Here is a 24,456-nt window from a genome sequence, read left to right as displayed (position 1 = left end):
CTCAGAGCTCCTTGAGCACGGCGGGCTCCAACCGGCGGAACGACCACCAACCGGCGGCCAGCACCAGCACGCTGCCGACGATCGTGGTGGCGAGCAGCCGGGCGTCCGGGAACTCGTCCGGATACCAGATCGCGTGGTGCAGCTGGAAGATCCCGACCAGCGGGTTCAGCTCGTACACCACCTTCAACCAGCCGGGCAGCCCGGACTCCCGGACCAGGCTGAGCGGATAGATGATCGGCGTGGCGTAGAAGAGCACCCGGATGATCAGCCGCATCAGCCGTTCCACGTCGCGCATCAGCACGTTCCACGCGGACAGCAGCAGGGCGAGCCCGGTCAACAGGACGGCCTGGACGGCCACCGCCAGCGGCAGGGAGAGCAGCGACCAACCGGGGTGGATTCGACCATGCACTGCGTAGATCACCGCGATGGCGATCAGGATCGGCAGGCCGGCCGCGTACTCGGCGAACCGGCCGGTGACCCGGCCGATCGGAAAGACCTGACGCGGCACGTTCATCGTGGTGATCAGCCGGGACTGGCCGGTCAGCGCGTTCGTCGCCTCGCTCAGCGCCGAGCTGGTCCACATCCAGGCGAAGATGCCGGTGATCAGGAACAACGGGTACGACCCGGCCGCCTCACCGAGGTGCCGACCGGTGTCCCGGGAGTAGAGCACCCCGAAGACGAACCAGTAGATGGCGCCCATACCGAGCGGCTCGATCAACGACCAGAAGTAGCCCAGCACCGACTGCTGGTACTTGACCGCGAGATCCCGCCTGACCAGGATGCGCAGCGAGTTGCGGTGCGACCACAACGCCGCGACGCCAGAGGTCACCGCAGCCTCCCGCCTCCTGAAACGGACGACAGGTTAGCAGTCGGTGAACGATTGCCCCGAATCGACCGGACTCAGCACTCGATCACGTTGACGGCCAAACCGCCACGCGCCGTCTCCTTGTACTTGACCTTCATGTCGGCGCCCGTCTCCCGCATGGTCTTGATGACCTTGTCCAGCGACACCTTGTGCACCCCGTCGCCGCGCAGCGCCAGCCGGGCGGCCGTGATCGCCTTGATGCTAGCCACCGCGTTCCGCTCGATGCAGGGGATCTGCACCAGGCCACCCACCGGGTCACAGGTCAACCCGAGGTTGTGCTCCATCCCGATCTCGGCGGCGTTCTCCACCTGCTCCGGGGTGCCACCGAGCGCCTCGGCCAACCCCGCCGCCGCCATCGAGCACGCCGAACCGACCTCACCCTGGCAGCCCACCTCGGCGCCCGAGATCGACGCGTTCTCCTTGAACAGCACACCGATCGCCCCCGCCGTCAGCAGGAACCGCACCACACCCTCGTCATCGGCGTCCGGCACGAACCGGGTGTAGTAGTGCAGCACCGCCGGAATGATCCCGGCCGCGCCGTTGGTCGGCGCGGTGACCACCCGGCCGCCCGCGGCGTTCTCCTCGTTGACCGCGAGCGCGAACAGCGTCACCCAGTCCATCACGTGCAGCGGGTCGGCCGACCCGGCCTCCGCCTCCAGGCCGCGCCGCAGCTCCGCCGCGCGCCGCCGAACCTTCAACCCCCCAGGGAGTACGCCGTCCCGCTCGCAGCCGCGCTGCACGCACTCCTGCATCACCCGCCAGATCTCCAGCAGACCCGCCCGGATGTCCGCCTCGCTGCGCCAGGAAAGCTCGTTGGCCAGCATCACCTCGCTGATCGACAGCCCGGTGCGGGTGGTGACGTCGAGCAGTTGCGCCCCGGTCAGGAACGGGTACCGCACCACCGTGCTGTCCGGCTTGATCCGGTCCGCCCCCGCCGCCTCCTCGTCCACCACGAACCCGCCACCGACGGAGTAGTAGGTGCGGCTGCGCAGCACAGCACCGGCCCGGTCGTACGCCACGAAGGTCATCCCGTTCGGGTGGTACGGCAACGACCGGCGGCGGTGCAGCGTCAGGTCCCGATCCGGGTCAAAGTCGATCTCGTGCGCGTCGAGGATGTTGAGCCGCCGTTCGGCCCGGATCCGCTCGACCCGAGGCCCGACGGTGTCCGTGTCGACGGTCTCCGGCGACTCACCGGCCAACCCGAGCAGCACCGCCGGACCGCTGCCGTGACCGTGCCCGGTGGCACCCAGCGAGCCGAACAGCTCGGCCTGCACCCGCGCCGTGTCGCTGAGCAGCCCGTCGGCCTTCAGCCCACCAACGAACGTCCGCGCGGCCCGCATCGGCCCCACAGTGTGTGAGCTGGACGGCCCGATACCGACGCTGAAGAGGTCGAAAACACTGATCATGGCTGCTTCCTCGCCGTCGTCCCGGCGTACGGGACCCGGCCGGGTCGTGACCGCCGGTCTGGCGGCCCCGCTCGTGACCGTCCGGGGTATGGGGTGCCGGCCCTCCGGGGTGTGGAAGGCCGATCAGCCAGCCTACCCGCCCAGCTCACCGCCCACCCGGTCCGGGACGTGAACACCGGACCACCGTCTCCCGCCCGACGGCGGCGTGCGGTGGGCGGGGCGGGGAGGCGTCAGCGGGGGGCTGCCCGGGTAAAGCACCTACGGGTCCACGGGTTGCCGCTCATCCTCGGGACCGAGGGCGAGGTGGCCATCCCCTTCTACCGTGGATTGCAGACGCGGCGCACCGCCGCAGAGTGGGAGTACGACGATGAGTCGCAAACTGGTCCGGCCCCGCGAGGGGCGCATGCTCGCCGGTGTCTGCGCCGGCCTCGGGCGGCGGTTCGGCATGTCGGCCGGAATGGTCCGGCTGCTGTTCCTGCTGTCGCTGCTGCTGCCCGGCACGCAGGTGATCGTCTACCTGATCCTGTGGGTGCTGATGCCGAACGAGGACCGCTACCTGGCCTCCACCGGCCACTGATCCCGCCCCGCGCACCTGACGTAATCGCAGATCTTGGACAGTTTCCGTTAGCAACTAACGCGGGGCACCACACGGAAGCGCCCGCTCCGACGGAAGTCGGTGCGGGCGCTTCGGCGTACGGGACGCAGGTCAGGGGGCTATGTAGGTGACAGTGATCTGCTGGTAGCCGAGGGAGCGGAGCAGCCCCTCCAGCATCTTGCGGGTGTTCTCCTCGGCTCGGGCGGAGAGCCCGCTGTCCCGGGCGGCGGCGGTGATCCGGTCCTCGGCGAGCTGGTAGACCTGCTGCTGCCGGTTGGGGTCGTTGCCGACCAGGTCACCGAGTCGGTTGAGCAGACCACGCTGCTCGGCGAAGACGTAGCTCTTCTCCATGTCGAGGTTGGTCTCACCGAGCTGCGGCGCGGGCAGCTTGATCTCGACGGACTTGCCGTCGGCGGACTGGACGACGGCACCCTCACCGATCTTGGTGAAGTCGACGTACGCCTCGACGCTGCCGGCCCCGACGAACAGGGTGCGCTCGTTGAGCAGGAAGTCCGGAACGTTGCGCCGGTCGTTCTGCGTGTCGACCACCACCTGGAAGTTGCCTTCCGCGGCCACGTAGCGGCTGAGGTCCTGGATCGACTTCAGCAGCGGTGGCTGACTGCGGTCGGTCTGCTCCTTCGCGAACGGGTTGCGGAACTCCGGCAGGATCCCGGTCGCCTGAATGCCGAGCAGCACGACCACGGCCAGCGCGGCGGCGCCGAGCAGCAGGAGCAGACCGCGGGCCGCCCCACCGCCACCGCCACCGACGGGGCCATCGCCATCGCTCGGCGGGCCACCGGGGCCAACAGGCCCACCGGGACCGGCCGGCTCGCCGGGGCCACCCGGCGTATCAGCGATCCACTCGGGTGTCGCGGTCGACCGCGCCTTGAGATCGTCACCGGTCGGGTAACCGGGGAACTCCCTCGTGGGCTCGTTGCTGCCAGCGTCGCGGGCCATCACGCTCACCGTCCTCGTCAGACAAGTCGTCTGTCAATGACGGTACGGCCCCGATACGACAGTCGCGCGGCGAGCGCCAGGAAGTGACGAACGGGCAGGTCAGGCGAACGCGGAGAGCCCGGTGAGCCGCTGCCCGATGACCAGTTGGTGGATCTCGGAGGTGCCCTCGTAGGTCAGCACGCTCTCCAGGTTGTTGGCGTGCCGCATCACCGGGTACTCACCGGAGACGCCGTTGGCGCCGAGGATGGTGCGACACTGCCGGGCGATGGCCAGGGCCTCCCGCACGTTGTTCAGCTTGCCCACGCTGACCTGCTCGGGCCGCAGCCGCCGGGCGTCGGCGAGCCGGCCCAGGTGCAGCGCGAGCAGTTGCCCCTTCACCAACTCGACTGCCATGTCGGCGAGCTTCGCCTGGGTGAGTTGGAAGCCGGCCAGTGGGCGACCGAACTGGGTGCGGTTGGTCGCGTACGCCAGTGTGGTTTCCAGGCAGTCGCGGGCCGCGCCGACCGCGCCCCAGACGATGCCGTAGCGGGCCTCGGTGAGGCAGCTCAGCGGCGCCTTGAGCCCGACCGCCTCGGGCAGTTGGGCGTCGGCCGGCAGCCGGACGTCGTCGAGCACGATCTCGCCGGTCACCGACGCGCGCAGCGACATCTTGCGGCGGATCTCCCGGGCCGTGACGCCGGGAGTGTCAATGGGTACGGCGAAACCCCGTACGCCCTCGTCGGTGCGCGCCCAGATCACCGCGACGTCCGCGATCGGGGCGTTGGTGATCCACATCTTGCCGCCGGTGAGCACCCAGTCGTCGCCGTCGCGGCGGGCCCGGGTGGCCATCGAGGCGGGGTCGGAGCCGTGATCAGGCTCGGTGAGGCCGAAGCAGCCGATCGCCTCACCGGTGGCCATCGACGGCAGCCACCGTCGCTTCTGCTCCTCGCTGCCGTAGCGCCAGATGGCGTACATGGCAAGCGATCCCTGCACGGAGACCAGGGAGCGGAGGCCGGAGTCGCCGGCTTCCAACTCCTGGCAGGCCAGCCCGTAGGCGACCGCGGAGGCACCGGCGCAGCCGTAGCCGGTCAGGTGCATGCCGAGCAGGCCGAGCTTGCCGAACTCGCGGGCCAACTCCCGGGCGGGCACCTTGCCGTCCTCGTACCAGTCGGCGACGTGGGGTCGCACCCGGTCGTCGACGAGTTGACGGACGACGTCGCGGATCTGCCGCTCCTCCTCGCTGAGCGACGGGTCCAGGTCGAGCAGGTCCAGCGCAGCGGTCATGGACGCCACCCTAACGAAGGTTCAGCGCGGGAAAGAAGGGCTCGTCACTCGATGGGCTCGGAGAGCACCAGCACTCGCGCGTGGATCTGGTTGCGCTGCTGGAGGGCGGCGCGCAGCGCCCGGTGCAGCCCGTCCTCCAGGTAGAGCCCGCCGTTCCACTGCACGACGTGCGGAAAGAGGTCACCGTAGAAGGTGGAATCCTCGGCGAGGAGCTTGTCCAGCGCCAACTCGCGCTTGGTGGTGATCATCTGATCCAGGCGCAGTGGCCTCGGCGGGATCTCCGCCCACTGCTTGAGCGTCAGATTGTGCTCCGGATAGGGACGCCCGTCCCGGACCGCTCTGAAGATCACGACGGCACGCTCCCCTCCCCGTGGCCGGGCCGACCGACGGCGCCGAGCCGGGCCGCGGCGGGCACCGCGCGGCGCGGCACCGATGACCGTGCCAGCCTAGCCGCCCAGCGCACGCTACGTTCTGCTCCCTGATGTCAGTTTCGCTATCGCTCGTCCGATCCTCAACCGGACGAACGGGACGTCCGTGTCAGTTCCACCGGCCGCGCCGCACGACCTCGTCCATCGGGCGACGTCCACGGCGCAACGATGGTGACCGATGGTCGGCTGCACGGTAACCGATTGTGACGGCGCCGATGGGTTGATACTCCGCCGGCACGCCGAACGCGTCCCGGTAGGCGGCGAGCCGCTGCGGCGGAATGCCGAAGAAGCACGCCCCCAGCCCCTCGTCCACAGCGGTGAGCAACATCAGCAACGCCGCGAATCCGGCGTCCACGTGCCAGTACGGCACCGGCCACCGGTCCGTGGACTGATCCGTCCAGCCCTTGTCCGGCTCCGCGTACCGCCGCAGGTAGGCCGACTCGTTGGCGTGCGGCACCACGATCAGGGGTGCCCGGCGCATGCCCGCGAGCCAGCGCTCCCGCCCACCGCCATCGGGGGTGGTGGCGGCCCAGAACCGGTCCCGATCGGCCAGCTCCTCCAACACCAGGAAACCCCAGCCCTGGGCGAAGCCGGCCGACGGCGCGCGGACCGCATGGTCGAGCAACCGGTCCACCACGTCGGGCGGGACGGGGCGGTCCGGGTCGTAGTTGCGCACCATCCGCCGTCGGCGGACGACCTCGGCGAACTCCATCAGGCGCCGGGGCGGATGCCCCAGGCACCTCGCCAGGTAGTGCCGGGCTTGAGGGTGAGCAGGTCCTTGCCCGACCGGAACGCGTCCGGTGGGCAGGTCATCGGCTCGACCGCCACCGAGCGGCGGTACCGATCGCCGGTGAGGGCGTCCCCGGTGAACACCTGCCACCAGCCGAACTCGGCGTCCGCCCAGATGCTCACAGCGGCCGAACCGTCCGGCGCGGCGAGGCTCACCGACGAACCGCCGTCGGCGTCCCGGATCACCTCGCCGAAGCAGGAGTCCAGCACGGCCGCGCCGATCCGGCGAGGGCTGGTCCAGTCGTACTCGGTGCCGGCCACCGGGGTCACCCCCACCGGCAGCAGCCGACCGTCCACCAGCACCCGGCTCCGGGTGGGCAGCCGCAACACCAGGTCGTCCACAGCGACGCCCGGCAGTTGCAGGTACGGGTGCACGGATAAGCCGAACGGGGCCAGTTCCCCACCGATGTTCGTCACCTCGTGCTCGGCGCGCAGCCCGTCCGCGTCGACGCTCCACCGGCTGCGCAGCCGCAGCGGCCACGGGTAGCCGGGCTGCGGCGGCAGGTCGTAGCCGACCGTCACGGCGTCCGCCGACTGCTCCAGCAACTGCCACGGCACCCAGTTGACCAGCCCGTGGATGGCCACGTGCCGCTCCGGCTCGGTCAGCGAAAGCTGGTGCGTCCGCCCGTCGAACGAGTAGCGACCATCGCGGATCCGGTTCGGCCAGGGTGCCAGCACCTGCCCGGTGCAACCGGGGCAGACCTCGTCGGTCTGGTACCCGTCGAGCAGGTCGACACCGTCGTGCCGGTACGTCCGGAGCCCACCGCCGACCTCCACGATGACGGCCTCGTGGCCGGCGGCGGAGATGGTCCACTGGGCGCCGGAGAACGGGCGCTGATCGGGGCTTTCCATGCCGGCGACACTAACCGGTCAGGTCCGGTTGTCGCTCGACGCCGTCGCCGCCCGGTAACGCAGCAGCGCCGGGAACGCGACAGCCAGCACCACCACGAGCACCGCGGAGGCGAGCCCACCGGCCACCCAGGCCACCCCGCCACCGAACCCGGCGGCCATGGTGCCGGCGCGCAGATCGCCCAGGCGTGGGCCACCCGCCACCACTACGGTGTTCACGCCCTGGAGCCGGCCGCGCATCCGGTCCGGTGCGTAGACCAGCAGCATCGACTGACGCAGTACCGCGCTGATCAGGTCGGCGGCGCCGGCCACGGCGAGCAGCACGACCATCAGCCAGAGCTGGTGGGCCAACCCGGCCGCGGCGATCGCCAGGCCCCAGCCGACCACCGCGAGCACCAGGCCGAGCCCCTGGCGGCGGAGCCGGCCGATCCAGCCGGAGGTCAACCCACCGATCATCGAGCCGATCGCGATGGCGCTGTAGAGCAGACCGACCGAGCCACCGCCGCCGAACCGCTCGTGCGCGATCTCCGGAAAGAGGGCCCGTGGCATGGCGAGGATCATCGCGATCAGGTCGACCCCGAAGGACAGCAGCAGGACCGGGGTGGTGGCCAGGTAGCGGAACCCGTCGACGACGCTGGCCAGACCGGCACGCCGGGCCTGGCCGTCGGCGGTGGGCTCGGGCGGGAGCGAGGGCAGCCGCAGCGCGGCCCAGAGCATCGCTGTGAACAGCACCGCGTCCAGCCCGTAGGCGATCGGCAGGACCACAGTGGTGTCCGGCGAGGCGGAGAGGATCAGGCCGGCGGCGAGCGGGCCGGCGACCGAGGCGGCGGTGAAGGTCGTGTAGTTCAGCGTGGTGGCGGACGCCACCAGGTCGTCCGGCACCAGCCGGGGCAGCATGGCGCTGCGGGCCGGCGAGCTGATCGCGAAGGCCACCGACTGCAACGCCATCAACGCCAGCAGCAGCACCGGGCTGCCCACGTCGAGCACCGCCTGGAGCAGCAGCCCGAGAGTGGATGCCCAGAGCAACAATGAGCCGCCGAGCAGCACCGCACGCCGGTCACGGGCGTCGGCGACCGCGCCGCCCCAGAGCCCGAAGACCAGCAACGGTACGAAGGCGGCCACGCCCAGCAACCCCACCCAGAACGAGTCCCGGGTCAGGGCGTACATCTCCACCGGCACCGCGACGGCGGTGAACTGGAAGCCGAACATCGCCACCGTGTTGCCGAGCCAGAGCCGGCGGTACGCCGGAACCCGCAGCGGACGTACGTCGATCGCCCAGCGGCGCGCTGCGCGCGGCCGGGTCTCCCGCACACCCGTCACGGCGCCAACCGCTCGACGATCCAGTCACCCTGATCAAGGCGACGGAAGCGGAGCCGGTCGTGCAACCGGCCGGCCCGGCCCTGCCAGAACTCCACCGACTCGGGTTGGACCCGCAGCCCGCCCCAGTGCGACGGAGCCGGGATCTCGGCCTGGTCGGCGAACCGCTCGGCCACCTCCTGGTACCGCTGCTCCAGCGCCGCCCGACCCGACACCACCTGCGACTGTGGGCTGGCCCAGGCACCCAGTTGGGAGCCGCGCGGCCGGCTGGCGAAGTACGCCTCGCTGGTGGCGCGGTCGACCGGCGCGACCCGTCCGGCGACCACCACCTGACGCTGCATGGGAAACCACGGAAAGACCAGGCTGGCGTACGGGTTGGCGGTCGCCTCGACGCCCTTGCGCGACAGATGGTTGGTGAAGAAGACGAAGCCCTCCGGGTCGTACCCCTTCAGCAGCACCGTCCGCCCGCTCGGCCGGCCGGCCGAGTCGGCGGTGCCCACCACCATGGCGTTCGGTTCGGGCAGCCCGAAGGCCACCGCGTCGGCGAACCAGCTGTCGAACTGGGTGTGCCAGTCGACGGCCAGGTCAGCCTCGGTCAGGCCCAGGTCCGCGGCGTACTCGTTACGCATCGCGGCCGGGGCGGGTGTGTCACCCGTCACGTCCCCACTCCTTTTCGGGGGCCCCGCCAGCACCCTCCCGCGCTGACCAGCCCGCCCTGCCCAGTCTCACTGAGCCGCGCGGAGAATGCGCGTCCGGGGATGTCGCGTGCAGCACAGTCGCAGCGGGTCGCGTATCCCTTACTCAGCAGGCAGTATGTTCCGAACACATCCCTGAGGGTCGCCTAAGGCGCTCGGCCGATCGGGCCGGATGAGCGATCGGGCGCACCGACCAGATCCAGGAGAGCGACATGGCCGATTTCAAACCCGGGCTGGAGGGCGTCGTCGCCTTCGAGACCGAGATCGCCGAACCTGACCGTGAGGGCGGTGCGCTGCGCTATCGCGGAGTCGACATCGAGGATCTGATCGGCCAGGTGTCGTTCGGCAACGTGTGGGCACTGCTTGTCGACGGCCGGTTCGGGCCGGGCCTGCCGCCGGCGGAGCCGTTCCCGGTGCCGGTGCACTCCGGTGACATCCGCGTCGACGTGCAGTCCGCGGTCGCCATGCTGGCCCCGTACTGGGGTCTCAACCAACTGCTGGACATCTCCGACGAGCAGGCCCGTGAGGATCTCGCCCGGGTCTCGGTGACCGCGCTCTCCTTCGTCGCCCAGTCCGCCCGCGGCCTCGGCCTGCCGGCGGTGCCGCAGAAGGAGATCGACAAGGCGCAGACCATCGTCGAGCGGTTCATGAAGCGCTGGCGCGGCGAGCCCGACCCGCGGCACGTCAAGGCCGTCGACGCGTACTTCATCTCGGCCGCCGAGCACGGCCTGAACGCGTCCACCTTCACCGCTCGCATCGTCGCCTCCACCGGGGCGGACGCGGCTGCCTGCATCTCGTCGGGCATCGGGGCCCTCTCCGGCCCGCTGCACGGCGGCGCCCCGTCCCGGGTGCTCAGCATGCTGGAGGCGGTGGAGCGCAGCGGCGACGCGGAGGGCTACGTCAAGGGCGTCCTCGACCGCGGCGAGCGGTTGATGGGCTTCGGCCACCGCGTCTACCGTGCCGAGGACCCGCGCGCCCGAGTGCTCCGGCGTACGGCCAAGGAGCTGGGCGCGCCGCGCTTCGAGATCGCCGAGGCACTGGAGAAGGCCGCCCTCGCCGAGCTTCAGGCCCGCCGCCCGGACCGGGTACTGGCCACCAACGTCGAGTTCTGGTCGGCCGTGGTGCTGGACTTCGCCGAGGTGCCGGCGCACATGTTCACCTCGATGTTCACCTGCGCGCGGATGGGCGGCTGGAGCGCGCACATCCTGGAGCAGAAGCGCCTGCAGCGGCTGGTCCGCCCGTCCGCCCTCTACATGGGCCCGGAGACTCGCAAGCCGTCCGACGTCGAGGGCTGGGCCGCCATCCCGCACGGCGTCTGAGCTGGTAGGCAAGGGTCCCTCCTCGACGTCAGGCGTCGAGGAGGGGTCCTTCTCGTTGGTTACCGGGGCCGACTGTGGCGAAGGACTCAGACCGACCGCCGGGACCCCGCCCATCGCCGTTCGGTCCGGGTGCGAGGATGAGGGCCGGCAGTGTCGCCGGGCCCGCCCTCGCCCTTGCGGAAGGATCTTCAAGACCGTGGCTGACGCACCGATCATCCGGATTCCCGATGAGATCAAGCCCGCCGACGGACGCTTCGGCTGCGGCCCGTCCAAGGTCCGCCCGGCGGCGGTGTCCGCTCTCGCCGAGGTCGCGACCACCTACCTCGGCACCTCGCACCGGCAGAAGACGGTCCGTGACCAGGTGGCCCGGCTGCGCTCCGGCATCGCCGAGTTCTTCTCGCTGCCCGAGGGCTACGAGGTGATCATCGGCAACGGCGGCACCACCGCGTTCTGGGAGGTCGCCACCTTCGGCCTGATTCGCGACCGGGCCCAGTTCGCCAGCTTCGGCGAGTTCGGCGCCAAGTTCGCCAAGTCGGTCAAGGACGCCCCCTTCCTGGGTGAGCCGACCGTCCGCAAGTCCGACGCGGGCAGCGCGCCGACGCTGGTCGCCGAGTCCGGCGTGGACGCCTACGCGACGCCGCAGAACGAGACCTCGACCGGTGTGGCCGTGCCGATCAGCCGGGTGGCCGGAGCCGACGAGGGCGCACTGCTGCTGGTCGACGCGACCTCCGGCGCGGGTGGCCTGGAGGTCAACGTCGGTGAGACCGACGTCTACTACTTCGCCCCGCAGAAGTGCTTCGGCTCCGACGGTGGTCTCTGGCTGGCTCTGATGTCCCCGGCGGCACTGGACCGAGCCGCCGAGATCAAGGCGTCCGGGCGTTACATCCCCGCCTTCCTCGACCTGGTCACCGCGATCGACAACTCGCGGCTGGAGCAGACCTACAACACCCCGGCGCTGGCCACCATCTTCCTGGCCGCCGAGCAGACCGACTGGATGAACGCGCAGGGCGGCCTGTCCTGGGCGGCGAAGCGCACCGCCGAGAGCGCCGCCGCGGTCTACGGCTGGGCCGAGCGGTCCAGCGTGGCCACCCCGTTCGTCACCGACCCGGCGCTGCGCTCCAACGTGGTCGCCACCATCGACTTCGCCGACGGGGTGGACGCCACTGCGATCGCCAAGGCGCTGCGCGCCAACGGCATCGTGGACACCGAGCCCTACCGCAAGCTCGGTCGCAACCAGCTGCGGGTGGCGCTGTTCCCGGCCGTCGAGCCGGCCGATGTCGAGGCGCTCACCGCGTCCATCGACTACGTGGTCGAGCGACTCTGACGTTCGTCACGGTCGGTGTCCGTTGGGGCCTCCACGGACACCGACCGTGATCATTGCCGCAGCTCAGTCACGACATGCGGGGTGTCGCTTCCCCCACCCCGAGGCAGATGCGCGTACGGTGGTCCGAGACGCCTGGGTGGCCGACTCGTGGCGTGCGGCCAGCGAAGCGGGACGGAGGCAACGCTATGCGCCCAGTACGCTTCGTCGCCCTCTCCGAGGACGGCCAGGCCCTGGTGCTCGCCGACGAGGTGGGGCGGCTCCTCGCCCTGCCGATCGACGAACGCATCGCCGGCGTGATGCACCCCGAGCCGGGTGCACCGCCGCTCGCTGTGGCACCGAGCACCGTCGATCCGATTCCCTCACTGTCTCCTCGGGACATTCAGGCCCGCATCCGCTCCGGTGAGTCCGCGGAGGATGTCGCCCGGATCGCCGGGGTTCCGGTCGACCGCGTGCTGCGCTATGCCGGCCCGGTGTTGCAGGAGCGGGCGATGCTCGCCCAGCACGCCCGCCGCACCCGCCTCAAGGGCGCGGAGAAGCCCACCCCGCTCGCCGAGGTGGTCAACGGTCGGCTGAGCCAGCACGGCATCGACACCGAGAAGATTTCCTGGGACGCGTACCGGCGTGACGACGGCACCTGGCGGATCATCGCCACCTGGCCGTCGGGGAAGGCCACCGCGCAGGCCATCTGGGACATGGACAAGGCCCGGCAGGTGGTCACGCCGCACGACGACATGGCGCAGTACCTGTGCGCCGAGCGGCCCACGCCGATCCTCGGCCAGGAGCCGGCACCGGAGCGGACCGGGCACGCCCTGCCCGGTCCGTCGCGTGGCGAGCCGAGCCGTGGTGGGCACGGGTTGCCTGCCGCGTCCGAGCACCCGCGCCCCGGCCGCGATCCGATCCGGGCTGGCCGGGACGCGCTGCTCGCCTCACTGGACCGCCCGCTCGGCGGTTCGTCGGGTCGTGGCCTGGAGCCGCGTACCCCGGCTGCTCTGGCCGGGTCGGACGCTCCTCGACAGCGGCCCGTCGGCGGGGGTGCCGCCGCGCTGCTCGGTGGCGGCCAGGGGTCGGCCTTCGAGGACGACTCGGACGCGCCCAAGGAGGTGCCGGCCGTGCCGTCGCTCGCGGTGCTGCGACCCCGAAGGACGGCCGCCGCGGCGGCCTCCGGCGAGTCCACCGACGCCAACGGCAAGCCGCGCAAGCGGTTGCCGAGCTGGGACGACGTGCTCTTCGGCAGCGGCCCGGCCGCCCGCGAGTCTTCCTGACGCTTCGCGTTGACGGGTGACGCACCGTCACCCGTCAACGCGTGCGTTCGGACCTCACCGAATGGCTCCGGCGTCTTCCCGATGAGGGGCGGCGACCCCGCGTACTGCCTCGGCGACGGCGCGGAAGTCCTTCTTGAGGATCGCACCGTGGTTGCTGGCGACCTTCGCCCCGATGGTGATGTGCGGGTTGCGGACGGTCACCGCGTCGAGGCTGGCACGGATCTGCTCCTGCTCGTCCCCGCGACTGCCGAGGGACGCTCCCGAGGCGACCACGTACCGCACCGGGACGGTGATGGCGTCCAGGACCGGGCCCAGTTGGCGCTCGCGGGAGAGTTCGCCGAGTTCGATGTTGCTGTCCGCCATCTGGTCGGCGTTCATCCGTGGGGTCAGGCCGGTCGGGCGCAGCAGCGGCATGAACAGGTTCATCCGTCGGAACATCTTGCGGATCCGCTGCGCCATGGCCTCGTCGAGCCAGTCGTGCGGGAACGCGCCGTCGACCAGGACCGCGCCCAGGGCACGCTCCGGGTTCCGGTTGGCCCAGTGGGCCCCGACCACCGCTCCGTAGGACCAGCCCACCAGCACCGCCCGGGCCACCCCCCGGGCGGCGAGAACGGCGTCGACGTCCCGGACGGCCGCTTCGAACGAGTAGTCGGCTGAGCGCTTCGACTTCCTGCCGCGAGCCCGCTCGTCGTAGGTGATGTGCCGGAATTCGGTACCCAACTCGGCGATGACCCGCCGCCAGTAGCCCTGGGTGGCGAACTGGCCGTTGAGGTAGACCAGCGGGATGCCGGGGCCGCCGGTGTCGGTGACGGCCAGGGCGGTGTCGTCGACCGGCACCATGCCGGTCCAGGCCGAACTGGTCGAGGACATGCTGTTGTTGGTCATCTCGATCCGTCCCTTTCAGAGGCTGCGGGCGTGGATGTCGCCCTGCAGGGTGCTGGCGTGGATGTCGAGCTCGACGGTGCCGTCGTTCTTGAGGGCGTTGCTGACGCGGCCGTGGCCGGTGCCGGCGTCGAGGGCGGCCGAGACACCGGCCGCCGCCGCGATCGAGATGTCGCCGGACTGGGTACGGAGGACGACAGTGCCGCGCGTGGCCTCGGCGACAGTGATGTCACCCCGGGCGGTGCTGATCTCGGCGGGGCCGTTGAGCCGGCCGACCTCGACGTCGCCGTCGATCGCGGTGAGGCGGACACTCGCGGCCTCGTCAATCTTGATCTTCTGGTACGCCCCGTCGAAGGCGACGTCACCGAGGCGGCCGACGCCCCGAAGCTCGGCGCTGGCGGCCCTGGCCTCGACGTGGGAGCCGGCGGGCACCCGGACGGTGACCTCCAGGGAGCCGGAGGGGCCGAAGAGCTTGTTGACGGGAGGTGCGGTCGTGATTCGCAGGACGCCGTCGGCGTAGGCGACGGTGGTCTGCTCGGCGGCAGTGGTGTCGCTGCTCTTGGCGGGGTCGGCCGGGAGGATCTCGACTGTGGTGTCGGCGCGGTCCGCGGCGATGAGCTGGATGCGTCCGGCAGGGATGTCCAGGACGGCGGAGATGGGGGCGGGTGTGTCGAACGTCTGCATCGTGCTCTCCCAGGTCGGCGCTTGTTTCTTATGTGGGAAACGCTACGTTGCTTTCCGATTTTTGCAACACCCTTGTTGCATCAAACCAGTGTTTTAGCTGCTCAGCTATGCGAACTTGTTGCAACGGGCCTGAATCTAATGCAACGCCATGCCCGTAGTCGTTGCATTGGTGTGTGGGTTAACGCTATGGTGACGGGGTCGAGGGCCGCCGCCCTGCGCACCACGAGGGGAGATCGCGATGCCGGGAGGCAGGCTCAGCCAGCAGGAACGCCAGCAGATCGCGCTGGGGCTGGCCGACAGCCTCCCCTACGCCGAGATCGCCCGACGCCTCGACCGTCCCACCTCGACTGTCACGCGCGAGGTGATGCGCAACGGCGGCCCCACCGGCTACCGCGCCGATCTGGCCCACCATGCGACCGAGCGTCGCGCCCACCGGCGCAAGCCCGCCCCCTCCGGTGGGGCCGAGGCGGCCCGCCGACCAGACGGACGCGACGCCCAGGCCGTGGTCGACTACGAGGAGGCGTTCACCACAGTCCTCATGGCCTCCGGTCTGAACAAGATGGCGGCCCGAGTGCTGACCAACCTGTTCCTCACCGACTCGGGCAGTCTCACCGCGTCCGAGCTCGCCCAGCGCCTCCAGGTCAGCCCGGCGTCGATCTCCAAGGCGATCACCTTCCTGGAGAGCCAGAGCCTCGTCCGTCGCGAACGCGACGAACGCCGCCGCGACCGCTACGTCGTCGACGACGAGCTCTTCTATCAGGCGACGATCGCCAGCGCTCGGGCCAACGACCATCTCGTCGCGCTCGCACGCCAGGGTGTCGCCCTCCTCGGCGCGCACACCCCGGCCGCCGCCCGACTGGAGAACATCGCCCGCTTCCTCGACTTCATCAGCGAGAGCATCACCCGCGCCGCCGAACAGGCCCGCGAGGTTCTCCGCAGCAGGCCTTCCACAGCGACCAGCGACGTGCCGCCGGGTCACAGCGACCAGGCGGCGATCCGTTCGTAGCGCGGTCGGCCGCCGAGGTTGCTGCGCACCAGCAGCAGCTCCGACGCCGCGACGCGCAGACGGGCGACCTGCGCGCCGAGGTGATTGAGCGCCTCGGCGGACGGGCGGGCCGAGACGAAGAGTCGCACAGCGTGCGGTCGTTCAGCGGTGCCGCTGCCGAAGCCCCGCCCGGGCCGCCGGCAGGGCCAGCCCGGCGGCGTGCAGCACGCCCTCCACCCGGACCCGCTCGATCTCCTGATCGACGCCGTCCAGCTCGGCGAGGTGTTCGGCGATGCCGAGGGCGCGGCAGGCGAGGCGAAGCCGGTCGTCGTACGCCTGGAGCAGCGCGCTGTGCCAGACCATCGAGCGACCGCTGCCGCCGACCCGCTGACCGCCAAGACGGCGCAGGTCGGCGGCGAGCTGTTCCAGCGGCCGGCGGTCAGCGCTGTCGAACTCACTGAGGTCGATGTCTCGGGTCAGCGCGTCGGCCTCGATGGCACGGTCGAGACGGGCGATCGTGCGTTTCTCCCGGCGGCGGTCACGCCACTCCGACCAGCCGCAGACCACCCGGTCGAGAATCTCGTCGTAGCAGAAGAGCAGGGCGAACGCCGCCGGCAGAGTGGCCACGGCGAGGAACGCCAGGGCCAGCATCAGCGCGCGTCCGACTCCCACGTATCGACGCTAAGCCCCACCGTGCCACCCCGCCACCGGTTTCGCCGCATCCGCGCGATCCGCGCAACCGGACGCGGCCGGCGCCGGTGGTAAACCCTCAGCAGTCGGTGGAGGTGACGTAGAAACGGGGCATCGGCAGCACCCGGAACCGCAGCCGGGCACCGGAGTGGCGGAGCTGCCAGGTGAGGGCGATCACCGCGGCGGCCAGCGAGATGAGCCCACCCATCCAGATGCTGGCACCGGCACCGTAGTGCTCCGCGACCCAGCCGATCAGCGGCGCGCCGACCGGGTTGGTGCCCAGGAACACCAGCACCCACAGGGCCATCACCCGTCCCCGGAAGGCCGCGTCGACGCCCATCTGGATCCGCTGGTTGGCGGCCTGGGCGAAGAAGACCATGCAGAAGCCGGTCGGCACCAGCAGCGCCACGACCAGCCAGTACGCCGTGGAGAGACCGACCAGGGTGCCGAAGCTGGCGCAGGCGATCGCCGCGCCGAGCACCAGCCACACCGATGGGCGGCTACGGCGACCGGTGCCGCTGAGCGCGCCGCCGAGCGCGCCGACGGCCAGTGCCGTGCTGAACAGGCCGAAGGAGGCGGCGCCGGTGTGGAAGACCGTCTTCGCCAACGCGGCGAGGGTGAGCTGGAAGTTGAACAGCGACATGCCGATCACCGACATGATCGCCATCGGCAGCAGCAGGTCGGGGCGGCGCCACACGTACCGCAGCCCGTCGACGACCCGGGCGGACGCCCGCTCGTCACGGGGCAGCAGGGCGTCGCGGTGCAGGTCGGTCGTCCGCATCCGGACCACGTTGACCAGGGGCGCTACCGAGCTGAGGGCGGTGAAGAGGAAGACCGGGCCGACGTCGAACGCGGCGATGGCCAGGCCGGCCACTGCCGGGCCGACGATCCGGGCGGAGTTGAACACGGCGGCGTTGAGCGACAGCGCGTTGGGCAGCAGCGGCGTGCCGACCAGTTCGGAGACGAACGCCTGCCGGACCGGGGTCTCCACCGCGTTGGCCGTGCCGAGCAGCGCGGCGAAGGCGAAGACGTGCCAGAGCTGCACCAGGTCGGTGAGGACCAGCACCGCCATGCCGAGCGCCAGCAGGCTCCAGAAGGCGTTGGCGGCGAAGAGCAGCACCCGCTTGTCGTACCGGTCGGCGAGCCGACCGGAGAGCAGGGTGAGCAGGAGCACCGGGGTGAACTGGCAGGCGGTGACCACGCCGAGCGCTGTCGCCGAGTTGTTGGAGAGCTCGAGGACGAGCCAGTCCTGGGCGATGAACATCATCCAGACGCCGATCAACTTGATCAACTGCCCGGATGCGAAGAGGCGGTAGTTGCGGACCTGTAGGGACTGGAACATCGTGCTCAGCTTCGCCTGCACTCTTGGTGCGCCTCCTCCGGACGTACGCGTCATCGACAGGTGACGGCACGGACCCGGTGGCGCGGGTGCGGCTCAGGCGCGAGCGAGCTGCTGAAGAATCTCGGCGGCCCTCTGCAGGGTCTCCCGTTCGTCCTCGTCGAGTGCGGCCAGCCGGTGGGACAGCCACTCGTCGCGGGCCCGCTCGAACTGGTCGAGCACGGCCTGCCCTCCTTCGGTCGCCGCAAGGATGACCTGCCGCCCGTCGGTCGGATGGGGTGTCCGCCGCACGAGGCCGCGGTCCTCCAACTTTCCGACGATCTTGGTCATCGTCGGCGGCTGCACCCGCTCAACGTCGGCCAGCTCCCGGGGTGTCATCGCGCCCGCCAGCCGCAGGCTGGTGAGCGCGGAGACCTGGGTGACCGTGAGGTCGCCGACCGGTCGGGCCTGTCGGACCCGCCGGTTGAGTCGGGTGATCGCATCACGCAGCTGGGGAGCCAGCTGCGCCGGTGGCACGCGTTCCGCCGTCACCGTCCGCTCCGTCACAGTAGTTAGCTTAACTAATGAGCATGGCTAACGACATCCGTTATGACCAGGCTCACGAGGGGATTCAGATGGTACGGGCGGGGAATCCCGATCGACTCCCCGCCCGGACGGCTCAGAGCACCAGGGACTCGATCGGCCCACGCAGGAAGTACAGCACGAAGAGCGCGGCCACCCCGTACAGCAACGGGTGGATCTCCCGGGCCTTGCCCCGCGCCAGCTTGACCACCACGAAGGTGATCAGGCCGGCGCCGATCCCGTTGGAGATCGAGTAGGTGAACGGCATCAGCACGATGGTGAGGAACGCCGGAATGGCGATCTCGTAGTCGGACCAGTCGATGGTCCGCACCGCGGTCATCATCAGGAACCCGACCACCACCAGGGCCGTCGACGCCGCCTCGAACGGCACGATCACGACCAGCGGCGCCAGGAACATCGCGAGCAGGAAGAGCGCGCCGGTGACCAGGTTGGCCACGCCGGTCCGCGCACCCTCCGCGACACCTGCCGCGCTCTCGATGTACGACGTGTTGCTGGAGGTACTGGCCGCACCGCCGGCCGCCGCCGCGATCGAGTCGACCAGCAGGATCTCCTTGGCCTTCGGCGGGGTGCCCTGCTCGTCGAGCAGACCGCCCTCCTGGCCGACCGCGACCATCGTGCCCATGGTGTCGAAGAAGTCCGTGATCAACAGCGTGAAGATGAACATCAGCACGACCAGCCAACCTGCCCGGCCCCACGAGTCCAGCACGTTGAACTTGCCGAGCAGCGACAGGTCCGGCAGGTCGACCACCGACTTCGGCAGCTCCGGCACGTTCAGCGACCAGCCCTTGGGGTTCGGCTGACCGTTGACGAACGACGGGCCGATGTTGCCGACCGCCTCCACGATCACCGCCAGCACCGTCGAGGCGAGGATGCCGATCAGGATCGCGCCCTTCACCCGACGGACCACCAGCACCAGCGTGATCAGCAGGCCCACCACGAAGACCAGCATCGGCCAGCTCACCAGCTTGCCGCCGATGCCCAGGCCGACCGGAACTGTGGTGTTGGCATCATCCGGGATGCGCCGGACGAAGCCGGCGTCCACCAGGCCGATGATGGTCAGGAACAGACCGATGCCGACCCCGATCGCGCTCTTCATCTGGGTCGGCACCGAGCGGAACACAGCGGTCCGCAAACCGGTCAGCACCAGCACCGTGATGATCAGACCCTCGATCACCACCAGACCCATCGCGTCTGCCCAGGTCATCTCGGGTGCGATCTCGTACGCCACCAGGGCGTTGACACCCAGACCGGCGGCGAGCGCCAGCGGGAACCGGCCGACCACACCCATCAGGATGGTCATCAGGCCGGCGACCAACGCGGTCGCGGCGGCCAGCGCCGGAATCGGAAGGCTCTTGCCGTCACCGTCGACGGCGCCGCCCAGGATCAGCGGGTTGAGCACCACGATGTACGCCATCGTGAAGAAGGTCGCCAGGCCACCGCGTACCTCACGGCTCAACGTCGAGCCACGGGCGGAGATCTCGAAGAACCGGTCGAAACCGTTACGCGGATGAGCGGGGTTGGAAGGTGTGCCGTTCTCGGGCGGCGCTACGGCCATCAGGTCCTCGCAGGTGATCTTCCAGTTGTCGCGCGCATCGTCCCAGATCGTCGGTGGGCAGGGGAAGTAGATCCCGTACGCTTGCCGAATGCCGAACGAGCAGCCACCGCGGCCCGCACCACTCGATCCGCCGATGGTGCCGTTCGCCCTCGCCGGGTTGATCGCGTGGGCGGTGGCCGGGCTGGTCCTGCTGATCTTCTTCCGGGGCTGGCTGACCGACAACGGTCATCAGAACTGGCTCTGGACCTGCCTCGCCGGTTTCCTGTGGGGCTTCCCGGGCCTCGCCGTGATGTTGCGGCACGACGCCAACCGACGCCGCCGCCGCGCGAGGTGAGCTGGCCACCGCACCGGAGCACTGCGGCGCGGACGATCAGGAGTGCCCGTACGGCTCCGCCGGCTCAGCGGCCTCCACCGAGCCCGGAGCCCGGCTGACCGACATGGCCTCCACCGCGCTGTCGTCGTACACCGTGGGAAGTTCGTCGACAGCGGTCTCGGCCGCCTCGATCAACGTCTCGGAGTGGGCGCCGCAACCGTGGTCGGCGCTCACCACCCGGCCGTCGTCGGGGGCGTAGAAGTTGCCACAGGCCCCGAAGGCCTGCCGCATCGCACCTGCCAACGGCAGGTAGAAGCCGCAGGTGCCGCAGCGGGCGGCGGCCGGAGCGGCGGACGAGATGGCCGCGGCGGGGCCGTGGTCACCTTCGTACCAGCGCTGCGCCGTTTCGATGCGGCCCTCCCGGGAGAGCACGCGGGCGCGCCCGAGGCCCAACTCCCATGCCGTCTCCTCGACCGCCGGGTCGTCGGAGAGCAGGTAACCGGGGACCAGTCGATCGTCGTCGGGCGAGGTCGGGAGCAGGTCACCCGGCCCCAGGTCGCCCGGCTTGAGCCGCTCCTGCCAGGGCAACCAGCCGGGCGCGAGCAGCGCGTCCGGGCCGGGCAGCAACACCGTCTCGCAGATGGTCACCGTCTTGCTGCGCGGCACCCGCGTGACGGTGACCGCCCAGCGCCAGCCGTTGTAGCCGGCGAGGCGACATTCGAAGTAGTGGGTGACCAGCCGATCACCCTCGGCGACGACCTGCAGGTGGTCGCCGACATCGTCGGCGTCCACCTCGGTAATGCCGGCGCGGGCCACCTCGACGGCGGCGGCGCAGACCTGGTCGAGACGGGCGGCACGGGTGGAGGCGGGCCTGGTCACCCGACCATTGTTCCCCATGCGCCCCGCAGGGGTGACAGGGACTCCCGGGGAACCTTTCCCAGCGGTGGTGCGGCGTACCCGGATCAGATGGGCGAGGATGGTGCACATGCCGTCGTACTCCCGCTCCGGGCGTTCCGTCCTCGGGCGGACCGTCGGCACCGGCATTCGCGCCATCCGTCTGCTGTTGCGCGGTTCGGTGGGCAGCGGCCGCTGGGTGACCCGCCGGGCCGGTCGGGCCCGCGCCCGGGGTGCCGGCGGCGAGGTCGGCATGGTTCGCCTGTTCGACCTGCACGCGCTCTCCTGCGCCGGTGACACCCTGATCGCCATCGGTCTGGCCGGCACGATCTTCTTCAACGTGCCGCTCGGCGAGGCCCGCAGCAAGGTCGCGCTCTACCTGCTGGTGACCATGGTGCCGTTCGCGATGCTCGCCCCGGTGGTGGGCCCGCTGCTGGATCACTTCCGGCACGGCAGGCGGTACGCCCTGGCCGCGACGATGCTCGGCCGCGCCTTCCTGGCCTGGTTGATCTCCGACTACATCCACGGCTTCGGGCTCTACCCGGCCGCGTTCGGGGTGCTCGCGCTCTCCCGGGCGTACGGCGTGGCCCGCTCCGCGGCGGTGCCCCGGTTGCTGCCGGAGGGCCTCGGCCTGTCCCAGGTGGGTGCCCGGGCCAGCGTCTACGGCACTGTCGCGGGCGCGCTGGTGGCGCCGATCGGGTTGGCCGCGTTCTGGTTCGGGCCGCAGTGGCCGCTCCGGGTCGCATCGTTGATCTTCCTGGTCGGCATGGTGATCTCGCTGCGGCTGCCGCCGAAGGCCGACTCGGAGCCACCCGAGCGGGTTCCCCGGCCACTGCGCGCGCTGGGCCGCCGCCGTGGCGACCGGCCGCTGGGTCGGGGCCGACCGTCCGGCCGACTGGTGATCGCCACCCTGATCGGCGCGGCGACGCTACGCGCGCTCTACGGCTTCCTGCTGCTCTTCCTCGCCTTCGCGATCAAGAAGGGCGACCTGACCACGGTGGTGTTCGGCCGGGATCTGGGCGCCGAGTGGGCGTTGGGCGTGGTCGGCGGCGCGCTCGCGGTCGGCACCTTCCTGGCCACCGCCATCGGCACCAGACTGCGCATCCACCGGCCGACCGCCATCCAGTCCAGCAGCATGATCATCGTGGCCGGGGTGGCGGTGCTCGCCGTCATCCAGTTCTCGCTGCTGATGGTCGCCCTGCTCTGCCTGGTCGCCGCCATGGCCAGCGGAATAGCGAAGCTGGCCGTGGACGCCTCGATCCAGGAGCGCATCCCGGAACGGTTGCGGGCCAGCTCCTTCGCCCACTCCGAGACGGTGCTGATGCTCGCCTTCGTCGCCGGCGGCGGGCTCGGGCTGGTGCCGTTCGATGGCCGGATGGGCATCGCCGTGGCCGCCGGGGTCGGCGTACTGGCCGCGATCCGGGGTGTGCTGGCCGCCGCCCGGCTGCGCGGCGAGAAGCTGGCCGGCCGACCGCTCGGTGACGACGAGCTGACCGAGGACGAGCAGGCGGACGAGCCAGGCGACCCCACACCAACCTCGCCGGCGCCGGCCCAAAACAGCTCACCGCAGTACGACGACCCGAGCCTCGCCCCGCCGGGCTACCACATCTACCGCCCGTCGTCGGCCGTCGGCGGCCCGGGTGGCGGGGCCGACGACGAAACCCGCCGCGAGTCCCCCGGCTCACTCTCGTGACCGGTCTGCTGGTGGTGACGGCGGTTCCCGCCGAGGCGGACGCGGTCCGCGCCGGGCTGACCGACCACAGCGTGACCGTCACCCCGATCGGTGTGGGTCCGGCCGTCGCCGGTGCCGCCACCGCCCGGCTGCTGGCGCTGGCCGAGGCCGCCGGCCGCCCGTACCGTGCGGTGGTCAGCGCCGGCGTGGCCGGCGGCTTCACCGGGCGGGCCGAGGTCGGCGACACGGTGCTCGGCACCGCCAGCATCGCCGCCGACCTGGGCGCCGAGTCGCCCGATGGCTTCATCCCGGTCGACGAGCTGGGCATGCCGCCCGCGCTGCTCGGTGCGGGCAGCAGGGTGCCGGCGGACCAGGGCCTGCTGGCGGCACTGCGAGCCGCCCTCCCGACGGCCACGGCCGGCCCGGTGCTCACGGTCAGCACCGTCACCGGCACCACGACCAGCGCCGACGAGCTGCGCCGGAGGCATCCGGAAGCGGTCGCCGAAGCCATGGAGGGGTACGGCGTGGCGGTCGCCGCGGCGCAGGCCGGGGTGCCCTTCGCCGAACTGCGCACCATCTCCAACCCGATCGGCCCCCGCGACCGGGACGCCTGGCGGCTGCGCGAAGCCCTGGCCGCCCTGACCGCAGCAGCCCCAGCACTGCGCTGAGCTGGCATTGCGCTGAGCTGCGCTGAGCTGCGCTGACCCGGCGCTGCGCTCAACCTGCATTGCGCTGACCCGGGCGACGCTCAGGAGAAGGAGCGTTTACCCGGGTGGCCCAGGCGCAGTGCGGCCGGGCGGCGTGCCTCGAACTCGAAGCCGCACGCCAGCAGCAGGTCGGTGCCGGATCCCTCGGCGATGGCGGCCGCGTCGTCGATGCCCGCCTCGCGCATCCCGGTCACCAGCGCGGTGACCAGCCGTCGCCCGAGCCCCAACCGCCGGTACCGCGCGTCGACAAGCACGCCGTCGAGCACCATCTCCCGCTCCGGCAGGTGCGGATGCCACTCCCCGTACTCCAGGAATGGGCTCCGCTCATGGGCCCGCAGCTCACCAACCAGCTTGCCGTCGGGAAGCTCGGCGACGTATCGCCAGCAGGTAGCCGGCAGGTCGCTACTGATCACCCGACGCACCCGCGCAGTCCGCCGGACCTCGGCAGCCCACCGCCGATTGTCGCGATAGCGCCGGTTCAGCTCGTACGCGGCCGGTGGCAGCGGGAGCGGATACCGCTCGGGCGGCAACCGGTACCACTCCGCCCACCAGGCACCGGGCCAGTCCCGCGGCTCGTGCACCGGCCAGACGTCCAGGTGAGCCGGGTATCGGCGGCCCGCCTCGTCGCGCATGTCGTCGTGCGGAACCGGTGTGGGTGCGGTGACGCCGGAGATGGCTGGTGGGACGCCAACGGCCAACGTCCCGCCGGCGGCCTGGACGAGACGTTCCACTGTCCGGAATCGGGGATCGAGCGCCCGCCCCGACTCGATCCGGGCAAGCGTCGGCTGTGGCACCCCGGATTTCTCGGCCAACTGCCGCTGACTCAGATCGGCCCGCCGACGCAGCGCGCGGAGCGCCCGCCCGAGATCGGCTCCGCCGGCCTCGTCGGTGTGGTCACTCACCTCGGTCACGGACCGATGTTCCCGGCTGGTCGGCGTGCTATCAACACCCTGCGCGGAGCTGTGGATAACGCTGTGGACAACCTCGCCCACCGGTGGATGACCCACTCCCTCGACCCCTTTGGAGCTGAATCGTTTGCGGCATCACGCCCCGGCCCCGGGCCTGGGTCTGGGTCTGGGTCTGG

General features: G+C 70.9%; 26 protein-coding genes. 8 read left to right on the top strand and 18 right to left on the bottom strand.

Translation table 11 applies throughout. The annotated features are described in order from the left end of the window. Position 1: 1 nt before the first annotated feature. Together PSH03_RS26220 and PSH03_RS26215 are read right to left on the bottom strand one after the other, a co-directional pair. A complete protein-coding gene (locus PSH03_RS26220) occupies positions 2-829 on the bottom strand; it encodes an ABC transporter permease (protein ID WP_091395221.1) in 828 nt (275 codons plus the stop codon). A 71-nt stretch (positions 830-900) separates the two neighbouring features. Beyond that, a complete protein-coding gene (locus tag PSH03_RS26215; protein ID WP_238690707.1) occupies positions 901-2,271 on the bottom strand; it encodes an L-serine ammonia-lyase in 1,371 nt (456 codons plus the stop codon). A 367-nt stretch (positions 2,272-2,638) separates the two neighbouring features. Here PSH03_RS26215 and PSH03_RS26210 point away from each other — a divergent pair, with 367 nt between their 5' ends. After that, complete coding sequence (locus tag PSH03_RS26210; RefSeq protein ID WP_030329606.1) at positions 2,639-2,848, top strand: PspC domain-containing protein; 210 nt, start codon at positions 2,639-2,641, stop codon at positions 2,846-2,848. Between the two features lie 129 nt (positions 2,849-2,977). On the opposite strand, the gene PSH03_RS26205 is transcribed toward PSH03_RS26210, so the two are convergent. From PSH03_RS26205 to pdxH, 7 genes are all read right to left on the bottom strand, one after another. After that, entirely contained in the window at positions 2,978-3,823 is an 846-nt protein-coding gene (locus PSH03_RS26205) for a DUF4230 domain-containing protein (RefSeq protein WP_210782823.1), read from the bottom strand. Between the two features lie 99 nt (positions 3,824-3,922). Beyond that, positions 3,923-5,086 (bottom strand): acyl-CoA dehydrogenase family protein, encoded by a 1,164-nt coding sequence (locus tag PSH03_RS26200; RefSeq protein WP_238690706.1) that lies wholly within the window; start codon positions 5,084-5,086, stop codon positions 3,923-3,925. A 44-nt stretch (positions 5,087-5,130) separates the two neighbouring features. Next, positions 5,131-5,436 carry a type II toxin-antitoxin system VapB family antitoxin gene (locus tag PSH03_RS26195; RefSeq protein WP_030329612.1) on the bottom strand — a complete coding sequence of 102 codons (306 nt, stop codon included), beginning with the start codon at positions 5,434-5,436 and terminating at the stop codon, positions 5,131-5,133. A gap of 187 nt (positions 5,437-5,623) precedes the next feature. Continuing rightward, complete coding sequence (locus PSH03_RS26190; protein ID WP_091395235.1) at positions 5,624-6,226, bottom strand: nitroreductase family protein; 603 nt, start codon at positions 6,224-6,226, stop codon at positions 5,624-5,626. Continuing rightward, positions 6,226-7,155, bottom strand: a complete 930-nt coding sequence (locus PSH03_RS26185; RefSeq protein ID WP_238690705.1) for an aldose 1-epimerase family protein — start codon at positions 7,153-7,155, stop codon at positions 6,226-6,228. The genes PSH03_RS26190 and PSH03_RS26185 overlap by 1 nt, the downstream gene beginning before the upstream one ends. 18 nt (positions 7,156-7,173) lie before the next feature. After that, positions 7,174-8,472, bottom strand: coding sequence for an MFS transporter (locus tag PSH03_RS26180; RefSeq protein WP_210782817.1), 1,299 nt, complete (start codon positions 8,470-8,472; stop codon positions 7,174-7,176). Further along, entirely contained in the window at positions 8,469-9,098 is a 630-nt protein-coding gene (pdxH, locus tag PSH03_RS26175) for a pyridoxamine 5'-phosphate oxidase (protein ID WP_210782939.1), read from the bottom strand. The genes PSH03_RS26180 and pdxH overlap by 4 nt, the downstream gene beginning before the upstream one ends. A gap of 278 nt (positions 9,099-9,376) precedes the next feature. Between pdxH and PSH03_RS26170 the strand changes: the two genes are divergently transcribed. From PSH03_RS26170 to sepH, 3 genes are all read left to right on the top strand, one after another. After that, a complete protein-coding gene (locus PSH03_RS26170) occupies positions 9,377-10,483 on the top strand; it encodes a citrate synthase 2 (RefSeq protein WP_210782815.1) in 1,107 nt (368 codons plus the stop codon). A 196-nt stretch (positions 10,484-10,679) separates the two neighbouring features. Next, positions 10,680-11,807: a phosphoserine transaminase gene (serC, locus tag PSH03_RS26165; protein ID WP_238690704.1), complete on the top strand. Its 1,128-nt coding sequence runs from the start codon at positions 10,680-10,682 to the stop codon at positions 11,805-11,807. A gap of 185 nt (positions 11,808-11,992) precedes the next feature. Continuing rightward, positions 11,993-13,069 (top strand): septation protein SepH, encoded by a 1,077-nt coding sequence (gene sepH / locus PSH03_RS26160; RefSeq protein ID WP_210782811.1) that lies wholly within the window; start codon positions 11,993-11,995, stop codon positions 13,067-13,069. A gap of 54 nt (positions 13,070-13,123) precedes the next feature. On the opposite strand, the gene PSH03_RS26155 is transcribed toward sepH, so the two are convergent. Beyond that, positions 13,124-13,954 carry an alpha/beta fold hydrolase gene (locus PSH03_RS26155; RefSeq protein WP_238690703.1) on the bottom strand — a complete coding sequence of 277 codons (831 nt, stop codon included), beginning with the start codon at positions 13,952-13,954 and terminating at the stop codon, positions 13,124-13,126. Between the two features lie 15 nt (positions 13,955-13,969). Next, a complete protein-coding gene (locus PSH03_RS26150; RefSeq protein WP_210782808.1) occupies positions 13,970-14,635 on the bottom strand; it encodes a DUF4097 family beta strand repeat-containing protein in 666 nt (221 codons plus the stop codon). A 238-nt stretch (positions 14,636-14,873) separates the two neighbouring features. On the opposite strand from PSH03_RS26150, the gene PSH03_RS26145 reads away from it, so the two are divergent. After that, complete coding sequence (locus PSH03_RS26145; protein ID WP_238690702.1) at positions 14,874-15,641, top strand: GbsR/MarR family transcriptional regulator; 768 nt, start codon at positions 14,874-14,876, stop codon at positions 15,639-15,641. On the opposite strand, the gene PSH03_RS26140 is transcribed toward PSH03_RS26145, so the two are convergent. The 5 genes from PSH03_RS26140 to PSH03_RS26120 form a co-directional block, all read right to left on the bottom strand. Beyond that, on the bottom strand, positions 15,611-15,769 hold the full coding sequence (locus tag PSH03_RS26140) for a hypothetical protein (RefSeq protein WP_210782804.1): 159 nt from the start codon (positions 15,767-15,769) through the stop codon (positions 15,611-15,613). The genes PSH03_RS26145 and PSH03_RS26140 overlap by 31 nt on opposite strands. 13 nt (positions 15,770-15,782) lie before the next feature. After that, the gene (locus PSH03_RS26135) at positions 15,783-16,292 is read right to left on the bottom strand and encodes a hypothetical protein (RefSeq protein ID WP_210782803.1); all 510 of its coding nucleotides are present in this window, start codon (positions 16,290-16,292) and stop codon (positions 15,783-15,785) included. A gap of 97 nt (positions 16,293-16,389) precedes the next feature. Continuing rightward, a complete protein-coding gene (locus tag PSH03_RS26130) occupies positions 16,390-17,673 on the bottom strand; it encodes an MFS transporter (protein WP_203120305.1) in 1,284 nt (427 codons plus the stop codon). A gap of 72 nt (positions 17,674-17,745) precedes the next feature. Next, on the bottom strand, positions 17,746-18,195 hold the full coding sequence (locus PSH03_RS26125) for a MarR family winged helix-turn-helix transcriptional regulator (protein ID WP_210782802.1): 450 nt from the start codon (positions 18,193-18,195) through the stop codon (positions 17,746-17,748). Between the two features lie 112 nt (positions 18,196-18,307). Continuing rightward, entirely contained in the window at positions 18,308-19,786 is a 1,479-nt protein-coding gene (locus PSH03_RS26120; protein WP_238690701.1) for an NCS2 family permease, read from the bottom strand. A gap of 88 nt (positions 19,787-19,874) precedes the next feature. Between PSH03_RS26120 and PSH03_RS26115 the strand changes: the two genes are divergently transcribed. Beyond that, positions 19,875-20,120, top strand: coding sequence for a DUF2530 domain-containing protein (locus tag PSH03_RS26115; RefSeq protein WP_210782798.1), 246 nt, complete (start codon positions 19,875-19,877; stop codon positions 20,118-20,120). A gap of 36 nt (positions 20,121-20,156) precedes the next feature. Here the strand turns inward: PSH03_RS26115 and PSH03_RS26110 are convergent, their stop codons facing one another. Beyond that, positions 20,157-20,996 (bottom strand): DUF3027 domain-containing protein, encoded by an 840-nt coding sequence (locus tag PSH03_RS26110; protein ID WP_238690700.1) that lies wholly within the window; start codon positions 20,994-20,996, stop codon positions 20,157-20,159. Between the two features lie 88 nt (positions 20,997-21,084). Here PSH03_RS26110 and PSH03_RS26105 point away from each other — a divergent pair, with 88 nt between their 5' ends. Further along, positions 21,085-22,686: an MFS transporter gene (locus tag PSH03_RS26105; protein WP_210782796.1), complete on the top strand. Its 1,602-nt coding sequence runs from the start codon at positions 21,085-21,087 to the stop codon at positions 22,684-22,686. Then, positions 22,683-23,333 (top strand): futalosine hydrolase, encoded by a 651-nt coding sequence (locus PSH03_RS26100; RefSeq protein WP_238690699.1) that lies wholly within the window; start codon positions 22,683-22,685, stop codon positions 23,331-23,333. The genes PSH03_RS26105 and PSH03_RS26100 overlap by 4 nt, the downstream gene beginning before the upstream one ends. 80 nt (positions 23,334-23,413) lie before the next feature. Here PSH03_RS26100 and PSH03_RS26095 read toward each other — a convergent pair whose 3' ends face one another. Further along, entirely contained in the window at positions 23,414-24,283 is an 870-nt protein-coding gene (locus PSH03_RS26095; RefSeq protein WP_238690698.1) for a helix-turn-helix domain-containing protein, read from the bottom strand. Positions 24,284-24,456 lie beyond the last annotated feature (173 nt).

Origin of the sequence: Micromonospora salmantinae (assembly GCF_022230905.1) — a bacterium.
GTDB classification, from domain to species: Bacteria; Actinomycetota; Actinomycetes; order Mycobacteriales; family Micromonosporaceae; genus Micromonospora; species Micromonospora salmantinae.
This window is presented reverse-complemented; position numbering and strand designations above follow the sequence as displayed.